The sequence below is a fragment of the Pacificimonas flava genome, from assembly GCF_000342165.1.
GTDB lineage: Bacteria > Pseudomonadota > Alphaproteobacteria > Sphingomonadales > Sphingomonadaceae > Pacificimonas > Pacificimonas flava.
In genome coordinates, this window is the sequence record NZ_AMRV01000001.1 from 93,567 (window position 1) to 112,352 (window position 18,786).

The window sequence follows — 18,786 nt, forward strand, 5'->3', positions numbered from 1 at the left end:
AACGACCGTCTGTGCTCCCGTCGAAGAGCGCTGGCCTGTTTGGGGAGCTTTCCACCTTGCCGGAAGAGGCATTTGCAGAAGAGGAGGTTCTGCAGGAACTGGAGAGTGTCCTTCGCGATCCGGCCTTCCGGCGCGCACCCGCTCTTGCGCGGCTGCTGCGTTATCTGGTGAACGAGACGCTTGCCGGACGCGGCGATGTTTCCGCCGACCGCATCGCGGCCGAGTGTTTCGGAAGGCCGGAAACGGTCGATTCCCAAAGGCATTCCGATCCGCCCGTTCAGGTAACGCGCCTACGCCGCCTGCTTTCGGAGCATTACCGGTCTGTGCGCGGTGAGCGGCGCGTTCTTCTGGATCTGGTGCCTGGCGACCACCGCATACGGTTCGCCCGGTCGCCTGCTTCGCACGAGCCGCCCGAAAAAAAGTCGATGACGGGCAGGCTGCACGCGATGCGGACGTCGCCGGCGCGGCGCGCGGCGCTTTGGGCGAGCGGCGCCAGCCTGATCGCCGCGCTTGCGATTGGCGGGCTGTCCTACCGGGACGCGGCACCCGGTTCCTCTGCTTCGGCAGGCGGCAGCGACCGGGCGGCGACCTCCGGGGCGGCAACCATGGCTTATCCCATACTCGCCATAGATCGGATCGAGCCGCTCAGCAGCGGCAAACCGACCGTGCGTCATGCAGGCTGGCTGACGGCAGAGCTGCGTTCGGCATTGCCGCGCTTTCGCCGCCTGACGATTCTGGACGGCGTGGCCGAGAAGGGGGTCGCGGATTATCGGTTGACGGGCGACGTGCTTCGCGAGGGATCCGGCTGGCTTCTGAGGCTGCGCTTGACCGATGAAAGGGACCGCAGCGGCGGGATCGTCTGGCGGTTGCAGCGCTCGATCGACAAGACCGGCGCAAAAATGGCGCTGGCCGAGGCGGCGCGTTCGGCCGTCACCCAAATCGCCCAGCAACGCGGCATCATTCATTCGCGGGAGTCACGAGCAGAGGGAAAGGATCGATCGCCCGGGTATCGCTGTCTGATGTTGTGGCGCGACGGCTTCGACAGTCCCGATATCGAGGATCGCCGGCGTGTCCGGAACTGTCTCGACAGCATTCTTGCGTCCGGCAACCGCGCGCCCGCCATTCCTGCGGCGCTGGCCTGGAGCCTGTCCGCGCGCGAGCAAGCCGCGGATCCACGGACGCGAAATCTGGACGGAGCCCTCGCCGCCGCGCGGTCTGCCGTGGCGCTGGACCCGTCCGACAGCTTTGCGCAGATGTCGCTGGGGCATGTTCAGTTCCTGGCTGGCGATCCGGCTTTCGCGAAGGCGGACGCGCGCGCGCTGGCGTTGAATCCCTATGATCCGGACGTCGCGCTCTATGTCGGCCTGCACCGACTCTACGCCGGAGAGGAATCCGGTGCCGCGCTTCTGGACCAGGCGGAGCGTTACCATGTGCAACCACCCGCAGCCCTGATCACCGCGCAGGTCGTCGCTGCGGTTCTGGCCGGGGATGACGATTCCGTCCGGCTCTACGCCGACCGAATGGTTCGGGATTCGCGCGCGCGATTCCCGAAGGCCTTCTGGCAGGCTATTGCGGCCGGCGCACGGGGTGATCGCCCCAAGGCGAATGCCTATTGGCGCGAGTTCGAAGCGGACCACCCCTTGGCGGCGCAGCAGTTTCAGGATCTGGTCGCTGGATTTGGCATGCGGCCGCCCGTTGCGATGCGTCTCGATGCCTGGATCGAGCGTCATGTTCGAAGCGAGAGAAATTAGGAGCGAATGGGCCTCTTCGGGTCGGCGCGGCCAAACACCTTCGGTTTGTTGACCGCCGGACGCTTGGCCGTCGTCTGCGCCGTATAGGGGTTCCAGGGAACGAAACCCTTCATGCTTCCGCTGTCATTCGGCTTTGCAAGAACAGGCAGGCCGTTCTCGTCGAGCGAAATCCCTTCGTCGAATCGAACGCCGATGCGGTCGCCGTCGACCCAGCGAACTTCCGCCCGAAGATCCGGGTAGGCCTCTATATGGATAAGCAGGAACTCTCCGGGCGTGAATGTCTGATCGACCTTCAGGAGAGCGCCGTGCGGAGAAAGGTCGCGGATCAGCACCGTTCGCGACTCCCCATCCACGGTGGCCATTGCCTTTTTCAGGATCTTCCGGCGTGCCTCCCGCGCTGTTTGCTGCGTGTTTTCGTCACTCATACGCTTCCGCTCTGTACAAAGTTTCGCTGGGCGAGGGGTCTGTAGGTTCGGAATATAGCAGGGTGATCGAGATACGGCGATTGCTTGCGGACAGCGGATCGTCGGCATTGCGAAGTTCCTTGTCCGCCGAACCCTCGATGCGTCCAAAGCGGGCCTCGTCGACGCCGCGCGCGACGAGCATTCGGCGCGTGACATCCGCGCGGCCGGTCGACAGCAGCCAGTTGTTCATCAGATGCGGATCGGTGTAGCGCCGCCCGTCCGTATGGCCGCGAATGGCCACCTCGTTGTCGAGGACCGAAAGCGCTTCGGATACGGCAGCCATGACGGGACCGGCCAGCTCCGCGGCACTGGTTTCCCCAACCTGGAACATGGAGGCGCCCGGCGCGTCCGTTACTTCCAGGCGGAGGCCCTCGGGTGTCAGCGCCAGGTTGAACTGATCGGCGAATTTCTCCAATTCCGGGTCAGCCTGCACGATCTGTAGCAGCCGTTCGCGAAAGTCCTCGAACGATTCGAAATCGTCGGCCCGGCTCGCTTCGGTCGTCTGCGGCCCGCCGGCGAAATCCAGTTGATCGATCGGACGCTCCAGCGATGTCAGGGCCTTCTGTGACGAGATTGCGATGCCGTCTTTCTCATGCAGGGAGCGGCCGGCCATGAAGCCGTTCGCACCGCCGCCATCCGACGTCTGGGCGAGAGTGGGACGAAAATAGTCCGCAATGCCCTTTCGCTGATCCTCGGTCGTTGCGCCGATGATCCACATCAGGAGGAAGAACGCCATCATCGCGGTCACGAAGTCGGCATAGGCGACCTTCCAGGCGCCGCCATGATGGCCCGCTTCGCCGGAGATCACCTTCTTGACGATGATGGCGGGCGGCCGATTGTCGTTGGTGGTCGACATGGGTCAGGCGGCCTCGCGCAGACCGTCGAAGACGGCGGCGAATGTTGGTTGATTGTGCGCGCTGATGCTGGTGCGCGCCGCCTCGATGACCAGTGCCTGCGGGCTGTTGCGGATCGAGGCCACGATGATCTGCTTGGCGACGTGGTAGAGTTCCGCCTCCTCGCGCAGCACCTGCTTCAGGCGGGAAGCGCAGGGGGCGGCGATGCCATAGGCCATGAAGACACCGAGGAAGGTGCCAACGAGTGCGCTGCCGATCATCGCGCCAAGGACGGCGGGCGGCTGGTCGATGGAGCCCATCGTCTTGATGACGCCCAGCACGGCGGCAACGATGCCGAGAGCGGGCAGGCCGTCGGCCAGGCTCTCCAGCATGTGGACGCTTTCCTCCTCATGATGAAGATGCGTCTTCAGCGCGCTGTCCATGACTTCCTCGACCTGAAAGGGATCAAGGCCGCCGGGCGCGATCACCTGCAGGCGTAGCGCGTCGGTGACGTAGCTGACGAAGAAGTGATCGGCGAGGAGCGTCGGATAATCCTTGAAGATGTCGCTGGTCTGCGGCTCCTCGACATGCGGTTCGACGGCGACCGGGCCCTCGTCCTTCATCAGCTTGGTGAGACGGCCGACGAGCAGGATCGCGCTCATATAATCCGCATCCTTCCAGCGCGGTCCTTTCAGGATTTTCGCGAAGGAGCCACCCAGATGCTTCACCGCACGAATGGAGTTGCCGATGATCATCGCACCGATGGCGGCGCCGCCGATGATCATCAGTTCGTAGGGCAGGGAATGGAGGATGGGTTCCATATGGCCGCCGGCGATCAGGAACCCGCCGAAAACCATGCCGAACAAAACGGCCAGACCTATACCGAACATCATCTTGTTACTGCTCCCGCACGCGATACCGCATCTACAGGAACGACGCGGAGGCGCGGGAGTTAAGCGACAATCCGCAGCTAGATCTGGTTGAACAGCGAAAGGCCGGCGATGCGGCCGAAGCTGGCCTGCGCCGCCTTCAGGATGGTGTTCAGGCGCTCGAGGTCGACGACGGCTTCGGTCACGTCGACGTCCTCCAGGTCCGAACGCGCGGCCTCAAGCTCGATCATCAGGCTGTCGAGCCGTTCTGATTCCTTCACGATACCGGCCTGACGGGCGCCCTGGCTGGCTTGGACATTGCCGATGCTGTCCGCGACCTCGGTAATGTCGGCCAGCATTTGCTCCATGCCGCTGTGGCGGGCGTCGCGTTCCTCCACCGTCTCGCTGCCACTCGCCGGCGGCTGCATTAGCGCGGTAAAGCGATCGAGCATGTCGAAGACGGAGCCGCTTTCCTCATTCTGAAGGTCGAGGAAACTCTTGCCGCTGTCGCCGCTCGAGACGAGATTGGTGCTGCCCACGGGAATTTCGATCGGATCGCCGCTGCCGGCCCAATGGATGGTACCGTCCGCCGCCTTTTCATAGGCCGGGCGTCCGGCCCGCGCCCCGGCAAAAACGTAGCTGCCGTCGGCGTCGCGCGTATTGGCAAGGCCGAGCAGTTGCTCGCGAATCTGTGCGACCTCCGTGCCGATGGTCACGCGATCCTCTGCGGTCAACGTGTCGTTCGATGCGGAGAGCGCGAGTTCCTTCAGTCGCAGAAGCTGATCGGTCATTCCGCCGAGAGCGATGCCGCTTGTTTCCAGTCTTGCGTTCAGCGCGTCCGCATTGCGCTGCGCCTGCTTCGCTTCGCTCATGGATCGTTTCAGAAGGTCCGCGCGCTGCGCTGCGGTCGGGTCGTCGGACGCCCGCTGCAGCCGCTTGCCGGTGGCGATCTGGTTCTGAATCCGCGAAGCCTCGCTGAGCCGGTCCAGCATGGTCTGCGATTGCGTGTTGTACCAGTTGTTCGTGCTTAGCCGCATGGTTCCGGGTCTTTCCTCAGCGGACGTTCAGAAGGGCGTCGAAAATATCCTGTGCCGCCGCGATGATCCGCGCGGCCGCCTCATAGCTTTGCTGGTAGCGGACCAGATCCGCCGCCTCCTCGTCCAGGTTCACCCCTGTCGCATCGGCAAGGGCTGAGCGCGCGGAATCGGTGCTCATTTCGGCGATGGTGGCGCGCGTGCGCGCCTCCGACAGACTTGCGGAGACAGTGGTTCGCAGGCCGGCGAACGATCCTTCGAAGCCTGCGCCGTCGACGCCCCCGGCGCTGATCATGGCAAGAAGGTTCGAATTGTCGGCGATGTTCGGTGGCGTCGCCCCGACCACCACCGACGCGCCGGCTGGCGGCGAGCCGTCGACCTGGATCTGAAAGCCGGGGCCGGGCAGGCTGTCCCCCTCTGCGAACGGAACCGTTGCGACCACCAGACCGTCAGCATCGGTGATGGTCACCGCGTCCGGGGCGGTCCAGCTGTAGGTGTGCGGCGCCGTTCCGGTCAGCGACGTGGTCGGATCTTCGATGATCGTCATGGTGGCGGCGCCATCGAAGCGGTTGTTCTTTTCGATCTGATAGGGCGCGGCCGTGGCGATGCGGCTGGCATCCTTGTTGATCAGCCGCATATTCTGGGCTCCGGTCGTCGGCGTCAGAACGAAGCGGTCGCCTGTCCGCGGCTCGCCGCCGAGATCTGCCGTAATACCGTCCATCGTCAGGGTGCCGGAACCGCTGACCGAGGCACCGGTTTCGACGTTCGTCATGGTCCAGGACGAGGTCGCGTCGTTGTAAACGAGCTCGTACGTCCCCTCCGGGTTTGCGGATGGATCGATCGTTGCCGCGACGGCGGCGCGGCCCATATTCTGCGTACTCTCGGTGACGTCGACGCCGTTCGTGGCCAGGAGAACCTCGCCCGGGCGTCCGGCAAGGTCGACACCGTTTTGATTTTGCTCGTTCAGGGTCGCCGCGAAGTTATTCGCCAGTTCGTCGACGGCGTCTTGCGTCGTCTTCAGCGTGCCGAGGGCCGTCGTCAGCCCGGCATAGGCGCCGGAGGTCGGCGCGGTGATCGCCCGCGGCGCGAAGCCTGCGTCGAACAGCAGCCTGGCCCCGCCATTCTCGTCATATTCCGCGCCGAACGTATGGACCTCGCCCGGCCCGACGATGGTTTCACCGGTGGGCCCGCCCAGCTTCACGATGAACTGGTTCAGCCCGGTTTCCTGGATGTGCACCGGCACGACCTCGGCGAGACGCGTGAGCGCCACATCGCGCTGGTCGCGCAGACTGGCAAGCGCCGCCGTTCCGTCCTTCGCCTTCAGCAGTTTCTTGTTGATATTGTCGAGTTCGGCGATCGCGGCATTGGCATCGAACAATGTGCTGTCGATATCCATGTGGATGTCGGATTCCAGGTTGGACAGGCTCGACCCGGTATCGCGGAACCGGGCGGCGAGCGTTTCCATCCGTTCCAGGAAGACTGCGCGCGCGGAGCCGGATGTGGGGGCGGCGGCCAGATCCTCGGCGGATTCGTAGAACGAACGCAGGGCGCTTGCGATGCCCGTGCTCTGCGTACCCAGGCTGGATTCGATTTCCGAAAGCCATTTGCGCGTTCCGCCCGCCTCTGCGGCGGCGGCCATGGAGTTGCGCAGTTCCGCCGCCAGAAACTGATCCTGCGAACGGATGACGCCGCCCACGATGGCTCCGGTTCCGGAGGCGCGCGTCGTGTACTGGATATATCCGCTGGAAGGGTCGGGGGCGGCCTGCGCCTCGACCCGGCGCCGGGTATACCCCTCCGTGCCGGCATTGACGACATTGCCGCCGACGACGTCGAGGGCCGCGCGCGAAACGCGGAGGCCCGAAGCGCCGATGCTGAGAAGGTCGCTCATTTACCGGTTCCTTCCTTGGGATCATAGGCGGCGCGTGCTGCCGGCGAGAGCTGCTGCACCAGCGCCTTGCCGATGCCGAGCGCCCCGCGCTGACCGAGCATTTCGGCAACCTCGCCGTCGAAGCGGTCGCGGAACAGCGCACCCGAACTGCTGTCGAGAGCGCCCTCGGCAAGGCTGGTCTTGCGCATGGACGAGATCATCTGGCGCGCGAAGATCGCCTCGAACGATGCCGCCGCGTCCATCAATTCCTTCGAAGGCGCCCTGGGCTTCTGGACCTGGCCCGTGTCGGCGGCGGCGGTCATGTTGAGGAAGGCGAGGGGCTGCGTCATCAGATCACCACCAGTTCCGCGCTCATGGCGCCGGCTTGCTTCAGGGCTTCCAAAATCGCCACCAGGTCGCCGGGCGCCGCGCCGACAGAGTTGATTGCCTTGACGAGATCGGCGAGCGACACGCCGGGTTCGAACAGGAACATGCGTCCATCGCCCTGCTCGACGCTGATCTGCGAATCCGGCACCACGACAGTCTGTCCGTCGGAGAACGGACCGGGCTGGCTGGGGAAGGGGGCCTCGTCGACGCGAACCGTCAGGCTGCCGTGCGAAACGGCGGCCGCGCTCAGCTTCACATCCTGCCCGATGATGACCGTACCCGTGCGCGAGTTGACGACGATCCGGGCGGCAGCCTGCGCCTTTTCGACCTCGATATTCTCTATGAGACTGATGAGTGCCACGCGGGTTTCTACGACCGGCGGCGCGGCAACTTTAATCGAAACCGCATCGAGGGGAGACGCCGTGCCCTCGCCGATATATTCGTTGATCGCCTCCACGACGTTCATCGTGGTCGAAAAATCGGGCTCTCGCAGGTTGAAGACCAGCGCCTGGCTGTCGCCGATGGCGGTCGGCACCATGCGCTCGACCGTCGCGCCTGCGGGGATGCGGCCGGTGGACGGCACATTGACCTGCACGCGCGATCCGTCCGCGCCGTCGACGCCAAGGCCGCCGACGATCAGGCTGCCCTGTGCCATGGCGTAGATCTGGCCGTCGGCGCCTTGCAGCGGTGCCAGGATCAGATTGCCGCCGCGAAGGGATTTCGACTTGCCGATGGCCGACACGGTCACGTCGATGGTCTGTCCCGGCTTCGCGAAGGGCGGCAGTTCGGCCGTGATCATCACGGCGGCCGCATTCTTCAGCGATGGGTCGACGCCGGGCGGCAGGGTCAGGCCGAAACGGGATACGGCGGCCTTCGCGCTTTGGATCGTATAGGGCAAATTGTCGTCGCCCGTGCCGGCCAGACCGACGACGATGCCGTAACCGGTCAACTGGTTTGTACGGACGCCGGCGAAGGCACCGATGTCCTTCAGACGCTCCGCATACGCAGGCGTCAGGGCGAAGAGCAGTGCCGCGAGGGCGGCGAGAACCGTGCGCATGGGTCTGGCGTCCCGGTCAGAAGGGTGAGACGGCGGTGAAGAAGCGCTGCAGCCATCCCTGACGGGAAGCAGCGGCGACCTGTCCGGTGCCGGCGTAGGAAATCCGGGCGTCCGCCACGCGCGGAGAGGGGACCGTATTGTCGACGGCAATGTCCTCCGGCCGGACAAGTCCCGAGAAGCGGATGAACTCGTCGCCGCGGTTCAGTCGCACGCGCTTTTCTCCGCGTACGACCAGAACGCCGTTCGGCATGACGTTGGCGACGGTCACGGTGATGTCGCCGGTCAGTGCGTTCCGCTGGTCGGCATCACCGCCGCCTTCGAAATCGGTATCCGAGCCGCCCTCCAGCAGATCGCGAGGGATCACACTGCCGAAGGCGCCGGGCAGCGAAACGGCGGTGCTGCTCGACCGGTTCGCACTTGCCGACTGTGACTTCGATGCCGTCGTGCGTTCGACAAGGCGGATCGTCAGAATGTCGCCGATCTGCCGCGCGCGCTGGCTGGTGGCATAGGCCTGATAGCTGCTCGCCTGATAGATCGCGCCCGTCGCCGCCGCCGGTTCCGCGGGGATGACCGGGTAGGAGGCGGCATATTCGGGCGAGGGGCCGCGATCCTCAAGCGCGGCCGTGCAACCGGCCAGCAGGATCAGCGCCGCCGGCGCCAGCTTACATGTTCTGCGTGACATAGCGGAGCATCCCGTCGACTGTGCTGATGACCTTGGAATTGACTTCATAGGCGCGCTGCGTCTCGATCATGGAGACGAGTTCCTCGACGACGTTGACGTTGGAGGCCTCAAGCGCACCCTGACGGATGCTGCCGCGCCCTTCGAGGCCCGGCTCACCGACGATCGGCGGACCGCTGGCGCCAGTCTCGAGATAGAAATTGTCGCCGATGGGCTGCAGGCCGCCCTCGTTGATGAAACTGGCGATGTCGATCTTGCCGACCTCTACGGGTTCAGCCTGTCCCGGCATGACGACGGTGACAGTGCCGTCATTGCCGACACTCAGGGACTGCGCGCCCTCCGGAATGTTCACGGCCGGCTCCAGGGGGTAGCCCTGCGTCGTCACCATTTCGCCCTGATCGGAAATGCGAAAGGCGCCGTCACGAGAGTAAGCGATGGAACCATCCGGCCGGGTGACCATGAAATAGCCCGGACCGTCCATCGCCATGTCGAGCGGGTTTTCGGTTTGCATCAGTTCGCCCTGGCCGAACATGCGTTCGGTGCCGGCGATGCGAACGCCGGTGCCGACGTTCAGACCGCTCGCCTGCTCCGTCTCCGCACTGGTCGGCGCACCGACCTGCGACAGGTTCTGGTACATCAGCGTCTCGAAGTCTGCGCGGTCGCGCTTGAACCCGGTCGTGTTGACGTTTGCGAGATTGTTCGAAATCACGCGCATGCGCATGTCCTGGGCATCGAGGCCCGAACGCGCGATATGAAGAGCTGAGGACATCTATCTGTCTCCGTGTGATTATTCGTTGCGCATCAGGGATGCGCTGGCCTGATCAAGATCGCGCGAGGCGGTCAGAAGACCCACCTGAAGTTCGAACTGCCGCGCCTGCTCGGTCAGGTTGACCAGTTCGGCCGCCATATTGACGTTCGATCCCTCAAGCTGCCCGGTGACGACGCGTGCGGCCGGATCGCCGGCAAGACCGCCGGCGGGGTCGGTGAACAGTCCGCTGGGCAGGCGCTTCAGCTGTGCCGGATCCTCCGGTGTGACGAGTTTCAGCTTGCCGATCTGTTCCAGTTCGTCGCCCGGACGTGCATCGCGCGCCTGAATGGCGATGGTGCCGTCCGCACCGATCTCGATCCGTGAGGCGGGGGGCACGGTGATGGGCCCGCCCTCGCCGACGATGGGATGACCCTCGCCGTTCACCAGCAGGCCGCTCGGCGCCACCGTCAGATCGCCGCGGCGCGTATAGGCTTCGCTGCCATCTTCTGCCTGGACAGTCAGGAAGCTGCCCGAACTGACGGCGACGTCGAGCGGGCGGCCCGTGGCGATCAGCGTCCCCTCCGACATGTCTGCCTGGTTCTCGCGCGACTGCGACAGGATTCGCGCCTCCAGGGTGCCGCGCGCTTCCACGGCCGCGGCGACGGTGGCGGAGAAGTCGCGCCGGAATCCCGTCGTCGAGGAATTGGCGATATTGTTCGCCGTGACGGACTGGGCGGCGAGAGACGCGCGCATGCCGCTGAAGGCGGTATAGGCCAGCTTGTCCATGCGGGCGTCTCCCTTTTACGTCTTAGCCGCGGATCGAGAGGATGGACTGCGCCATGGCGTTGTCCGTCTCGATGGTCTTGGCGTTGGCCTGGAAGTTGCGCTGCGCCGTGATCAGCTGCACCAGCTCCTCGGTCAGGTCGACATTGGCGCGCTCGATGGAGCCGCTGAGGACGCCGCCGGCGCCGTCTTCGCCCGGCTCCAAGTAAACGGGATCGCCCGAGCCGCCGGTCGCGCGGTAGGTGGCGTTCCCCTGCTGCGCCAGTTCCTGCGGATTGGCGAAGTTGACGACGGCGATGCGCCCGATCGCCTGTGACGTGCCGTTCGAGAAGCCGGCGGTGACAAGGCCGGTTTCATCCACCGAAACGCCGTCGAGCCGGCCTGGCGGGACGCCGTCCTGCGCAACGGAGCGGACCGAGAAGATATCCTGCTTCTGCACCGTTGCTTCGCCCGGATCGAACGTCAGGTTCATGGGCGCGGCGCCGTTTGCCGGATCATGCGCGGCAAGCTGGATCGGGCCGGTCGGTGCCGTCTTGTTGCCCAGGCTGTCGAACTGGAATTCGATGGGATTGCCGTCGGCGGCGGCAACTTCCTTGCCGTCGATGGTGATGTTGACGGTCCAGCTGCTCGTGGGGTCGTCGGCGTCCGGCGCCTTTGTACGCGTATAGTAGACCTGCGCCGTTTGCGGATTGCCCTCGCTATCGAACAGGGTGGCCGATGTCGTATTGTTGTAGGTCAGCGGGTTCGTCGGATCGAACTGATAACCGGTCGAGGCGAAGCGCGGCTCGTCCGGGATGACGGAGCCCTTGGACGACAGGTTCACCGCCAGGCTGAGCTGCGTCGAGGCGATGGCCTCGCCCGAGCTGTCCGGCAGGCGCAGCGGCAGCAGCGACTGCGCCGACTTCGTGGTGGTCGTCCCATCCGGTCCGACCGGATAGCCGAGAAGATACTGGCCGCTCGACCCCACGACGAAGCCGTTCTTGTCGAGGTCGAAGGCGCCGGCGCGCGTGTAGGAGACGTCCGTGCCGTTCAGGCTGGGCCGGATGGCGAAGAAACCCTGTCCGTTCACGGCGAGATCGAACGTGTTGCCGGTGGATTCGATGATGCCCTGCTCGAACTGCTGGCTCGTTCCCTTCAGCACGGTGCCGGTGCCGCCGGTTGCGCCCGCCAGGCCGGAATTGGCGACGAGATCGCCAAATTCGGTCGTGGAGCGCTTGAAGCCGATGCTGTTGGCGTTGGCGATATTGTTCGAGGTGACGGAGAGGGACGACTGGGCGCCCTTCAGGCCGGTAAGCGCGACGTAGAGAGACATGGTCTATGGTCCTTTCGGAGGGAAATCAGGAAAGCGAGACGACGGAGGAGGGCTCGATGCGGCCGACGCCGTCGACCACCAACTGGGCTCCGCTGCCGCTCATGGAGACGGAGGAAATATGCCCGCGAACGTAGAGCGGCGCGGATTTGACGAGGCCGGACTGCACGCTTTCAGCAGAGATGAAGAATGGGCCGTCGCCGGCGTCCTCTCCGGTTCCGGTGAGGCCGTCCCATTGAAAATCGACGCTCCCCGCCGACTGCGCGCCGAGCGGGAGGCTGCGGACGATTTCCCCCGCTGCGTTCTTGACGTTGACGAGAAGCGCGTCGGAATCGCGTTCGAGCTGCACCTGCCCGCTGACACCGTCGTCCCCAGGGGTCACGTCAGATGCGCTGACGAGAGCGGTGCGACCGATATAACCAGCGGCTTCCGACAAGCGGTTGGCGGTCAGCTCCTCGCGAAGGGATGCGATGCCGGAATTGACCTCGGCCACGCCGGTGGCAGTGGAGAACTGCGCCATTTGCGCCACGAACTGCTCGTTCGACATGGGATCGAGCGGGCTCTGGTTCACAAGCTGCGTCGTGAGAAGCCGCAGGAAGTCGTTCTGGCCCAGCGTCTGGCCCTTTGCCGAGAGCGTCGGCGACGCTGCCGAACCGAGAGATACAGCATCCATGATCAGCCGCCCATCTTCAGCGTGCTCAACATCAGCGACTTCGCCGTGCGCAGCACTTCCACATTGTTCTGATATTGGCGCGAGGCTTCGAGCATATCGACGAGCTCGGCCTGGGTATCGACCGCCGCCTCGTAGACATAGCCGTCATCGTCGGCGAGCGGATGGCCGGGGTCATGCCGCTTGATGGGGTCGGCGCCTGTCGTCACGATCCGGTCGACGTCCACCGTGGCGCGCGCATCGCTGGCGCGATCGAGCGCGGTGGCGAACACCGGCTTCCTGGCCCGATAAGCCTCGTCGGCGCTGCCTGCGACGGCGCCGGCATTGGCCATGTTGCTGGCAGTGGTGTTCAGCCGGACGAGCTGCGCCGACATGGCGCGCCCGGAAATGTCGAAGACACTCATACCCATGATTATTCTCCCCTCAGCGCCGACATCATCGTGCTGATGCGGCCGTTCAGGATGTCGAGGGTCGCTTCGTAGCGAACCGAATTTTCCGAAAAGGCCACCTGTTCGGTGGCCAGCTCTACCGTGTTGCCGTCGAGCGATGCTTCGTGGGGAATGCGGTAGCCGGCCTGCGCGCCGCCGCCGCGCGCTGCGGTCATATGAAGGGGGTTCGAGCGTGTCAGATCGTCGCTGGCGGACTTCAGCGCCGCGCCGAAATCGAGATCGCGCGCCTTGTATCCCGGCGTCCCCGCGTTCGCGATGTTGGACGCGATCATGTCGAGGCGCTGCGCACGCAGCTTCAGCGCCGTTCCGCTCACACCAAAATACTCGTCCAGGCTTGCCACGTTCGTGCTCCCAATTCGGACCTTCGCGCACTCACAAGCATGGCATGTGCCAGTCGTATATTGTGACCCGAAAACAAAGGGTTGTGTCGGCACATGTCGGGGCCGACAAAATCTTGACGCGGTAGGTGTGAATTGGTGACGGCGAAGTGACACAGAGCCTTGGCTTCCTCGGGTCCGGCCAATTGGCAAGGCCCTTGCATCGACGTGGCGGTCCGCTCGATGCCGACAAGAAAAAGGTCGTTCATGCAGTTCTCGCCGCGTTTCCGTCTCTTCGCCCTGGTATTGGGTTGGGCATCTGCCCTTTCGACTGCGGGTGCATCCGCAGTCGAATTTCAGGCGCCGACCAGTATAGACGCGGCCGTCGCCGCCTATCTGGATGGCGAGGGCGGCGGCGACAGCGGCGTGCCTGTGGATGCGCGCCTGCATCTGAAGGCCTGCGCCGATCCTCTCGACATTGCGCGGCGTGGAGATCGCTCCTTGGAAGTCGGATGCGGGGCGGAGTGGCGCATCTTCGTACGCACGGAAGGGGCGGAGGCCCCGGTTCCTGCGGCGGCGCAGGACGCGCAGGCACCGCTCGTCGCCCAGTTGAGAGTGTCTCTTGCCCGTGGAAGCATGATCACCGCCTCCGATATCGAAATGGTGCCGGTGCCGGGACGAATGGCGGCGGACACGGTTCGGTCGGTCGAAATGGCATCCGGTTTGAAACTGCGCCGCTCTGTCATGCCGGGGACCGTGCTGCGCCTGTCGATGCTGGAACGCGCGCCGCTGATCATGCGCGGGGACCGGGTCAGCTTGCGCGCGGATGGGCCGAATTTTGCCGTGGCGGTAGAGGCGGAAGCCATCGAGAACGGTTCGGTTGGCGACCGCGTGACGGTGCGGAACCTGAGTTCCGGAGAGAAGATCCAGGGCCGCGTCGCGGCAGACGGATCGGTTTTAATTTCTTCTTAAGCTAGACCTGCGATGGTCGTTCTTGGGAGTATGCACACTCACCAAAACCAGGGATGGGACGATGAACAAGGTCAACGGCACGGTTCTGGCGACCCCGCGCGTCGCCAATGCGACAGCGAAGAACGACGAGCAATTGGCCGCGGCGAACGCCGCGAAGCGTTCGGGCGCGGCCGAAAAGGCCGCGACCTCGCAGCCAAGCGTGCAGCTTTCGGCCATGGCGTCTGAAGCGACGAGCGCGGAAGCGCCGGTCGATCGAAGCAGAGTGGAGGCGATCCGTTCGGCGATCGCGTCCGGCAATTACCCGGTCGATGCCGCAGCGATTGCCGACCGCCTTCTGGCGTTCGAGCGCGGATGACGCGCGAACTTTCATTCGAGGATGCGCTTGGCGCATTGCAGACCGCGGTCCACACCCTTGGCGGCCGGCTGACAGGCGGCGATCAGGGCGCGCTTGTTTCCGCGCTATCCGATGTGGAGGACGCCGGCGCAGCGCTTGCCGCTGCGCAGCCCGAAACCTTGACGCAATCGCAAGTGGCGGCGGCGACCGAAACGCGGGCCAGTCTCGACCGCATGATGCAGACGGTTCGGCTGATGTCCGACCGGACAGAGCGGCGCCTGCAGGGGCTGCGTCAGGACGGCGGCGCCGTATCCTACACGAAGGCGGGCATTACTGCCGCCATGCCGCGCACGCGGGCCCGCACCAGCGCCTGAACACCCCTTCTGGCACGCTCCTTGCGGAATGATCGGCGAATAGGAGCATGCCGGTCATGAGCGTCAATTTTTCGTCAATCGCGAACCTGCGCGCCAGCGGCGCCGGCAGCGATGTCGTCGGTGCCATCCGCGACGCGAGCGCCCGCACCGGCGTCGACGAATCCTACCTGCTTGCGCAAGCCCGCCTCGAAAGCGGCATGAACCCGGATGCGAAGGCGTCCACGTCAAGCGCGACCGGTCTTTATCAATTCATCGATCAGACCTGGCTGGCGACGGTAAAACGTCACGGCGCGAAGCACGGCCTCGGCTGGGCTGCGGACAGCATCACGTCGGGGCCGGGCGGACGCTTGTCCGCCGGCCGTGCGGAACGGGACATCCTAGATCTTCGCAAGGATCCGGCGGCCGCGTCGGCGATGGCGGCGGAGTTCGCATCCGACAATCAGGACTATCTGGAACAGCGCCTTGGCCGCCCCGTCGGCCAGACCGATCTTTACATGGCGCATTTTCTGGGCGCGGCCGGCGCGGCGAATTTCCTCAGCGGCATGGCCGACAATCCGGAGCAGCCCGCCGCGACGCTTCTGCCGGCGGCGGCCCGCGCCAACCGGCCGGTTTTCTACCAGCAGAGCGGCGAGGCCAGATCGGTCCGCGAGGTTTACGAGCGATTTGCGGAAAAGCTCGGCCGGTCGGGGGACATGCCGGCGCGAACCATGCTGGCTCGCCAGGAATCCCCGACTGCCCGCCGTGCCCTGGAAGCAACGCGCCAATGGGTCGCAATGCAGCGCGGCACGGCAGGCGATGCGGCACCGCCTTCGATCACGCCTTCGACGGCGCGGCTTCTGTACCTTTCGCTGACCACGGGACAAGTCTGACATGCAGCTCGCCGTTTCCGGTCCCAAATCGGCTGCCATGACGTCTGCCGGAATGGCGCTGAAGCCGCAGAATGTGGCGCTGCCGGCGCTGATCCTGACGCTGATCGCGCTTCTGGTCGTGCCGATCCCGCCGCTGCTTCTTGACATCTTCTTCATCGTCAACATCGTGACGTCGCTGTTGGTGCTGACGCTGGCGCTTGGCGCGGGCAAGCCGCTCGATTTCTCCTCCTTCCCGACGGTCCTTCTTTTCGCCACTCTGCTCAGGCTGGCGCTGAACGTCGCCTCGACGCGCGTCGTGCTCGTTTCCGGGCACGAGGGCGCGCATGCGGCGGGCGAGGTCATCGCCGCCTTCGGCAGCTTCATCATAGCCGGCAATTACATCGTCGGCTTGTTCGTCTTCACCATCCTCGTCATCATCAACCTGGTGGTCATTGCAAAGGGCGCGGGCCGCGTGTCGGAGGTCAGTGCGCGCTTCACGCTCGATGCACTGCCCGGCAAGCAGATGGCGATCGACGCCGATCTCGCCGCGGGCCTGCTGACGCCGGACGAGGCGAAGGCGCGCCGGCAGGATGTGGCGACGGAGGCTGATTTCTACGGTGCCATGGACGGCGCCTCGAAATTCGTGAAGGGCGACGCCGTCGCAGGCCTTCTCGTTCTCTTCATCAACATCCTCGGCGGATTGCTGCTCGGCACGATGCAGCACGGTCTGACGGCGGGTGAGGCGGCAACGACCTACATCACGCTGGCGATCGGCGACGGCCTGGTCGCGCAAATCCCTTCGCTGCTGCTGTCGATCGCCGCCGCCGCTATCGTCACGCGCGTCAAATCCTCGGATGACCTCGCCGGTCAGGTCTCGACGCAGTTCGGGGTCGCGAAGGCCTGGATTCCCGTTGCCGCTATCCTCCTCATCATCGCAGTCATTCCCGGCATGCCGCATATCCTGATCCTGACGTTCGCCGGTCTGACCGGGTACGTGGCCTACCGCCTGTCGAAGCCGAAGAGCGAACCGGTCGAGGTTGCGACGCCGCGCGATACGGAGGCGCCCAGCGAACCCGCATCGGTGGATTGGGACGATGTCATCGATACCGATCAGCTGACGCTGGAGATCGGCTTTGGTCTTATCGATCTGGTGAACGAGGCGAAGGGATCGCCGCTGACCGGCCGCATCACGGGCGTTCGCAAGCAAACCTCCCAGCGCCTCGGCTTCCTGGTTCCGCGCTGCCGCATCAGCGACAATATGGAGTTGCAGGCGGGCGACTACCGCATCGCCTTCGGCAGCGAGACGTTGGCGCGCGGAACGGTTCGCCCCAATGCGCTTCTGGCGCTGGATACCGGAGATGTCGCAGCCCCATGCCCCGGTGAAGATACGCTGGATCCAGCCTTCGGCTTGCCGGCGAAGTGGATCGAACCGGCGGTCAAGGATCAGGCCGTCGCCTTCGGCTACGCGGTCGTCGACATCAGCACGGTGATCGCGACGCATATGGGCCGTGTTCTGTCCGCGCGCGCCTACCAACTGTTCGGACAGGAGGAAGCCTCTCGCTTGGTTGATGGCCTGACAGAGGCGGCGCCGAAGGTGGCCGAAAATCTCGTGCCCGCCAGCGTGTCGCTTCAGACCCTGACCACCATCCTTCAGGCGCTGCTGCGTGAGAACGTCCCCGTGCGGGACTTTCGCAGGATCGCGGAGGCGATCTGCGCCGCGAGCTTGCGGACGCAGGAGCCGGGCGCGCTTGGCGAAGCGGTTCGCCGGTCGCTGGGGCCGGTGATCGTCGAGGGCGTGACGGGGTCGGGCGATACGCTGAACGTCGTGACCTTCGGCGGAGAAATCGAGCGGCTGCTCGCCGATTCGGTCGCCGGCGATCCAGAGGCTGGACACCGAGCCATCGAGCCGAACATGGCGCAGCGCATCATCGAATCGGTGACGCAAACCGCGCAGGCTCTTGCCGCGCGCGACCTGTCCTTTGCGCTGGTCACCAGTCCGCGCCTGCGCCGGATCGTCTTCAATCTGCTGCGGCCGCAGATCCCCGATATTACGGTGCTGTCCTTTGACGAGATTCCGGAAGAAAAACCCGTCGACGTCGTCTCGGTCATCGAGCCCGCCGCGCAAATCGGAGAGGCAGCATGACGATGCCGCTGAGAAACGCAGCCGCGCGCGCCTACCGCGAGCAGATGGAAGCGCCGAGCGGCCCGGCCGGGCTGATCGCACAGCACCTGCCGCTGGCCCGCCGCGTCGCCTGGCATGTCCATGGAAAGGCGCCGGGAGCGATCGAGGTGGAGGAATTGCAGCAGATGGCGGTCGTTGCCTTGATCGAGGCGGCGAACGCGCATCAGGGGGACGATGCGACATTCCCCGGCTACGCCAGCATGCGGATCAAGGGTGCGCTTCTCGACGAAATGCGCCGCCGCGCCGCCATGACTCGCGGCGCGCTACGCCGCCGCCGCGAAATGCTCAACGCGCAGGAGGCGCTGTCCGCCTCTCTCGGTCGGCAGCCGACGCGTGCGGAGATTGCCGCCCATCTCGATATCGACGAGGCGGAGTTCTCTGCCCGGTGCGACGAGGCGGAGGGCATTCGCTATTCGTCGATGGATGAGGTCTATTCCGATCATTCCATGCTGTTCGCGGACGAGCAGCAAGACGCGTTCGACGGCGTGGCCGATGAACAGATGCGCGCGCTCCTCGCCAGACATATCGGCGGCCTGCCGGAGCGTGAGGCGTTGGTGTTGCAGCTCTATTTCGTCGAGGAACTGAACCTCGTCGAGATTGCCGAGGTGTTCGATCTCACCTCCGCGCGCATCTGCCAGCTGAAGGCGTCTGCGCTTTCCAAGCTCCGCAAGGCGTTGCAGGACTCGATTTGACGGACGGGCGGTTCGATCCGTTTTGACGTCACCACCCTTCTCTTATCCTCATCCCGGCGCAGGCCGGGATCCACGCCACTTTTTCGAACCGTTCGTTGAGGTCGAGCGCTCGGGGGAGTGGATCCCGGCCTGCGCCGTGATGACGTGCTGGGAACAGGGCGGGGGCG

21 protein-coding genes are annotated in these 18,786 nt (G+C 65.0%); 7 read left to right on the forward strand and 14 right to left on the reverse strand.

Annotated features, from left to right (window positions below):
- The first annotated feature begins 11 nt into the window (after window positions 1-11).
- Complete coding sequence (locus tag C725_RS00435; RefSeq protein WP_008599455.1) at window positions 12-1,751, forward strand: hypothetical protein; 1,740 nt, start codon at window positions 12-14, stop codon at window positions 1,749-1,751.
- Here C725_RS00435 and C725_RS15080 read toward each other — a convergent pair.
- From C725_RS15080 to flgB, 14 genes are all read right to left on the reverse strand, one after another.
- Complete coding sequence (locus C725_RS15080; RefSeq protein WP_008599456.1) at window positions 1,748-2,176, reverse strand: PilZ domain-containing protein; 429 nt, start codon at window positions 2,174-2,176, stop codon at window positions 1,748-1,750. The two genes, C725_RS00435 and C725_RS15080, sit on opposite strands and share 4 nt — an antisense overlap.
- Complete coding sequence (locus tag C725_RS00445; RefSeq protein ID WP_008599457.1) at window positions 2,169-3,071, reverse strand: flagellar motor protein MotB; 903 nt, start codon at window positions 3,069-3,071, stop codon at window positions 2,169-2,171. The genes C725_RS15080 and C725_RS00445 overlap by 8 nt, the downstream gene beginning before the upstream one ends.
- Window positions 3,072-3,074: 3 nt before the next feature.
- A complete protein-coding gene (motA, locus tag C725_RS00450; RefSeq protein ID WP_008599458.1) occupies window positions 3,075-3,941 on the reverse strand; it encodes a flagellar motor stator protein MotA in 867 nt (288 codons plus the stop codon).
- A 77-nt stretch (window positions 3,942-4,018) separates the two neighbouring features.
- Window positions 4,019-4,954, reverse strand: a complete 936-nt coding sequence (flgL, locus tag C725_RS00455; protein ID WP_008599459.1) for a flagellar hook-associated protein FlgL — start codon at window positions 4,952-4,954, stop codon at window positions 4,019-4,021.
- 16 nt (window positions 4,955-4,970) lie between these two features.
- The gene (gene flgK / locus C725_RS00460; RefSeq protein ID WP_008599460.1) at window positions 4,971-6,839 is read right to left on the reverse strand and encodes a flagellar hook-associated protein FlgK; all 1,869 of its coding nucleotides are present in this window, start codon (window positions 6,837-6,839) and stop codon (window positions 4,971-4,973) included.
- On the reverse strand, window positions 6,836-7,168 hold the full coding sequence (locus C725_RS00465) for a rod-binding protein (RefSeq protein ID WP_008599461.1): 333 nt from the start codon (window positions 7,166-7,168) through the stop codon (window positions 6,836-6,838). The genes flgK and C725_RS00465 overlap by 4 nt, the downstream gene beginning before the upstream one ends.
- Window positions 7,168-8,262, reverse strand: coding sequence for a flagellar basal body P-ring protein FlgI (locus C725_RS00470; RefSeq protein WP_008599462.1), 1,095 nt, complete (start codon window positions 8,260-8,262; stop codon window positions 7,168-7,170). The genes C725_RS00465 and C725_RS00470 overlap by 1 nt, the downstream gene beginning before the upstream one ends.
- Window positions 8,263-8,278: 16 nt before the next feature.
- Entirely contained in the window at window positions 8,279-8,944 is a 666-nt protein-coding gene (locus C725_RS00475; protein WP_008599463.1) for a flagellar basal body L-ring protein FlgH, read from the reverse strand.
- A complete protein-coding gene (gene flgG / locus C725_RS00480) occupies window positions 8,925-9,710 on the reverse strand; it encodes a flagellar basal-body rod protein FlgG (protein ID WP_008599464.1) in 786 nt (261 codons plus the stop codon). Before flgG ends, C725_RS00475 begins: the two co-directional genes overlap by 20 nt.
- An 18-nt stretch (window positions 9,711-9,728) precedes the next feature.
- Window positions 9,729-10,475 (reverse strand): flagellar basal body rod protein FlgF, encoded by a 747-nt coding sequence (locus C725_RS00485; RefSeq protein ID WP_008599465.1) that lies wholly within the window; start codon window positions 10,473-10,475, stop codon window positions 9,729-9,731.
- A 22-nt stretch (window positions 10,476-10,497) separates the two neighbouring features.
- Window positions 10,498-11,784, reverse strand: a complete 1,287-nt coding sequence (locus C725_RS00490) for a flagellar hook protein FlgE (protein WP_008599466.1) — start codon at window positions 11,782-11,784, stop codon at window positions 10,498-10,500.
- Between the two features lie 25 nt (window positions 11,785-11,809).
- Window positions 11,810-12,454, reverse strand: coding sequence for a flagellar hook assembly protein FlgD (locus C725_RS00495; protein WP_008599467.1), 645 nt, complete (start codon window positions 12,452-12,454; stop codon window positions 11,810-11,812).
- Between the two features lie 2 nt (window positions 12,455-12,456).
- Entirely contained in the window at window positions 12,457-12,855 is a 399-nt protein-coding gene (gene flgC / locus C725_RS00500; protein ID WP_038281130.1) for a flagellar basal body rod protein FlgC, read from the reverse strand.
- Window positions 12,856-12,863: 8 nt separating this feature from the next.
- Window positions 12,864-13,241 (reverse strand): flagellar basal body rod protein FlgB, encoded by a 378-nt coding sequence (gene flgB / locus C725_RS16590; RefSeq protein ID WP_008599471.1) that lies wholly within the window; start codon window positions 13,239-13,241, stop codon window positions 12,864-12,866.
- A 243-nt stretch (window positions 13,242-13,484) separates the two neighbouring features.
- Here flgB and flgA point away from each other — a divergent pair, with 243 nt between their 5' ends.
- From flgA to C725_RS00535, 6 genes are all read left to right on the forward strand, one after another.
- A complete protein-coding gene (flgA, locus tag C725_RS00510) occupies window positions 13,485-14,189 on the forward strand; it encodes a flagellar basal body P-ring formation chaperone FlgA (RefSeq protein WP_008599472.1) in 705 nt (234 codons plus the stop codon).
- Between the two features lie 61 nt (window positions 14,190-14,250).
- Window positions 14,251-14,544 carry a flagellar biosynthesis anti-sigma factor FlgM gene (flgM, locus tag C725_RS00515; RefSeq protein ID WP_008599474.1) on the forward strand — a complete coding sequence of 98 codons (294 nt, stop codon included), beginning with the start codon at window positions 14,251-14,253 and terminating at the stop codon, window positions 14,542-14,544.
- On the forward strand, window positions 14,541-14,897 hold the full coding sequence (locus tag C725_RS00520; protein ID WP_008599475.1) for a hypothetical protein: 357 nt from the start codon (window positions 14,541-14,543) through the stop codon (window positions 14,895-14,897). Before flgM ends, C725_RS00520 begins: the two co-directional genes overlap by 4 nt.
- Window positions 14,898-14,953: 56 nt before the next feature.
- Window positions 14,954-15,766, forward strand: a complete 813-nt coding sequence (locus C725_RS00525) for a transglycosylase SLT domain-containing protein (RefSeq protein ID WP_008599476.1) — start codon at window positions 14,954-14,956, stop codon at window positions 15,764-15,766.
- A gap of 1 nt (window position 15,767) precedes the next feature.
- Window positions 15,768-17,888 (forward strand): flagellar biosynthesis protein FlhA, encoded by a 2,121-nt coding sequence (gene flhA, locus C725_RS00530; protein WP_008599477.1) that lies wholly within the window; start codon window positions 15,768-15,770, stop codon window positions 17,886-17,888.
- Window positions 17,885-18,619, forward strand: coding sequence for a FliA/WhiG family RNA polymerase sigma factor (locus C725_RS00535; RefSeq protein ID WP_008599479.1), 735 nt, complete (start codon window positions 17,885-17,887; stop codon window positions 18,617-18,619). Before flhA ends, C725_RS00535 begins: the two co-directional genes overlap by 4 nt.
- Window positions 18,620-18,786: the final 167 nt, after the last annotated feature.

What these genes read in the sequence shown, in the direction of transcription:
- flgM (WP_008599474.1), top strand. Translation starts at nt 14,251, where the DNA reads ATGAACAAGGTCAACGGCACGGTTCTGGCGACCCCGCGCGTCGCCAAT.
- C725_RS00475 (WP_008599463.1), bottom strand. Translation starts at nt 8,944, where the DNA reads ATGTCACGCAGAACATGTAAGCTGGCGCCGGCGGCGCTGATCCTGCTG.
- C725_RS15080 (WP_008599456.1), bottom strand. Translation starts at nt 2,176, where the DNA reads ATGAGTGACGAAAACACGCAGCAAACAGCGCGGGAGGCACGCCGGAAG.
- C725_RS00465 (WP_008599461.1), bottom strand. Translation starts at nt 7,168, where the DNA reads ATGACGCAGCCCCTCGCCTTCCTCAACATGACCGCCGCCGCCGACACG.
- flgA (WP_008599472.1), top strand. Translation starts at nt 13,485, where the DNA reads ATGCAGTTCTCGCCGCGTTTCCGTCTCTTCGCCCTGGTATTGGGTTGG.
- flgC (WP_038281130.1), bottom strand. Translation starts at nt 12,855, where the DNA reads ATGAGTGTCTTCGACATTTCCGGGCGCGCCATGTCGGCGCAGCTCGTC.
- C725_RS00470 (WP_008599462.1), bottom strand. Translation starts at nt 8,262, where the DNA reads ATGCGCACGGTTCTCGCCGCCCTCGCGGCACTGCTCTTCGCCCTGACG.
- flhA (WP_008599477.1), top strand. Translation starts at nt 15,768, where the DNA reads ATGCAGCTCGCCGTTTCCGGTCCCAAATCGGCTGCCATGACGTCTGCC.
- C725_RS00495 (WP_008599467.1), bottom strand. Translation starts at nt 12,454, where the DNA reads ATGGATGCTGTATCTCTCGGTTCGGCAGCGTCGCCGACGCTCTCGGCA.
- motA (WP_008599458.1), bottom strand. Translation starts at nt 3,941, where the DNA reads ATGATGTTCGGTATAGGTCTGGCCGTTTTGTTCGGCATGGTTTTCGGC.
- C725_RS00520 (WP_008599475.1), top strand. Translation starts at nt 14,541, where the DNA reads ATGACGCGCGAACTTTCATTCGAGGATGCGCTTGGCGCATTGCAGACC.
- flgG (WP_008599464.1), bottom strand. Translation starts at nt 9,710, where the DNA reads ATGTCCTCAGCTCTTCATATCGCGCGTTCGGGCCTCGATGCCCAGGAC.
- C725_RS00525 (WP_008599476.1), top strand. Translation starts at nt 14,954, where the DNA reads ATGAGCGTCAATTTTTCGTCAATCGCGAACCTGCGCGCCAGCGGCGCC.
- C725_RS00535 (WP_008599479.1), top strand. Translation starts at nt 17,885, where the DNA reads ATGACGATGCCGCTGAGAAACGCAGCCGCGCGCGCCTACCGCGAGCAG.
- C725_RS00485 (WP_008599465.1), bottom strand. Translation starts at nt 10,475, where the DNA reads ATGGACAAGCTGGCCTATACCGCCTTCAGCGGCATGCGCGCGTCTCTC.
- C725_RS00445 (WP_008599457.1), bottom strand. Translation starts at nt 3,071, where the DNA reads ATGTCGACCACCAACGACAATCGGCCGCCCGCCATCATCGTCAAGAAG.
- C725_RS00490 (WP_008599466.1), bottom strand. Translation starts at nt 11,784, where the DNA reads ATGTCTCTCTACGTCGCGCTTACCGGCCTGAAGGGCGCCCAGTCGTCC.
- flgL (WP_008599459.1), bottom strand. Translation starts at nt 4,954, where the DNA reads ATGCGGCTAAGCACGAACAACTGGTACAACACGCAATCGCAGACCATG.
- flgK (WP_008599460.1), bottom strand. Translation starts at nt 6,839, where the DNA reads ATGAGCGACCTTCTCAGCATCGGCGCTTCGGGCCTCCGCGTTTCGCGC.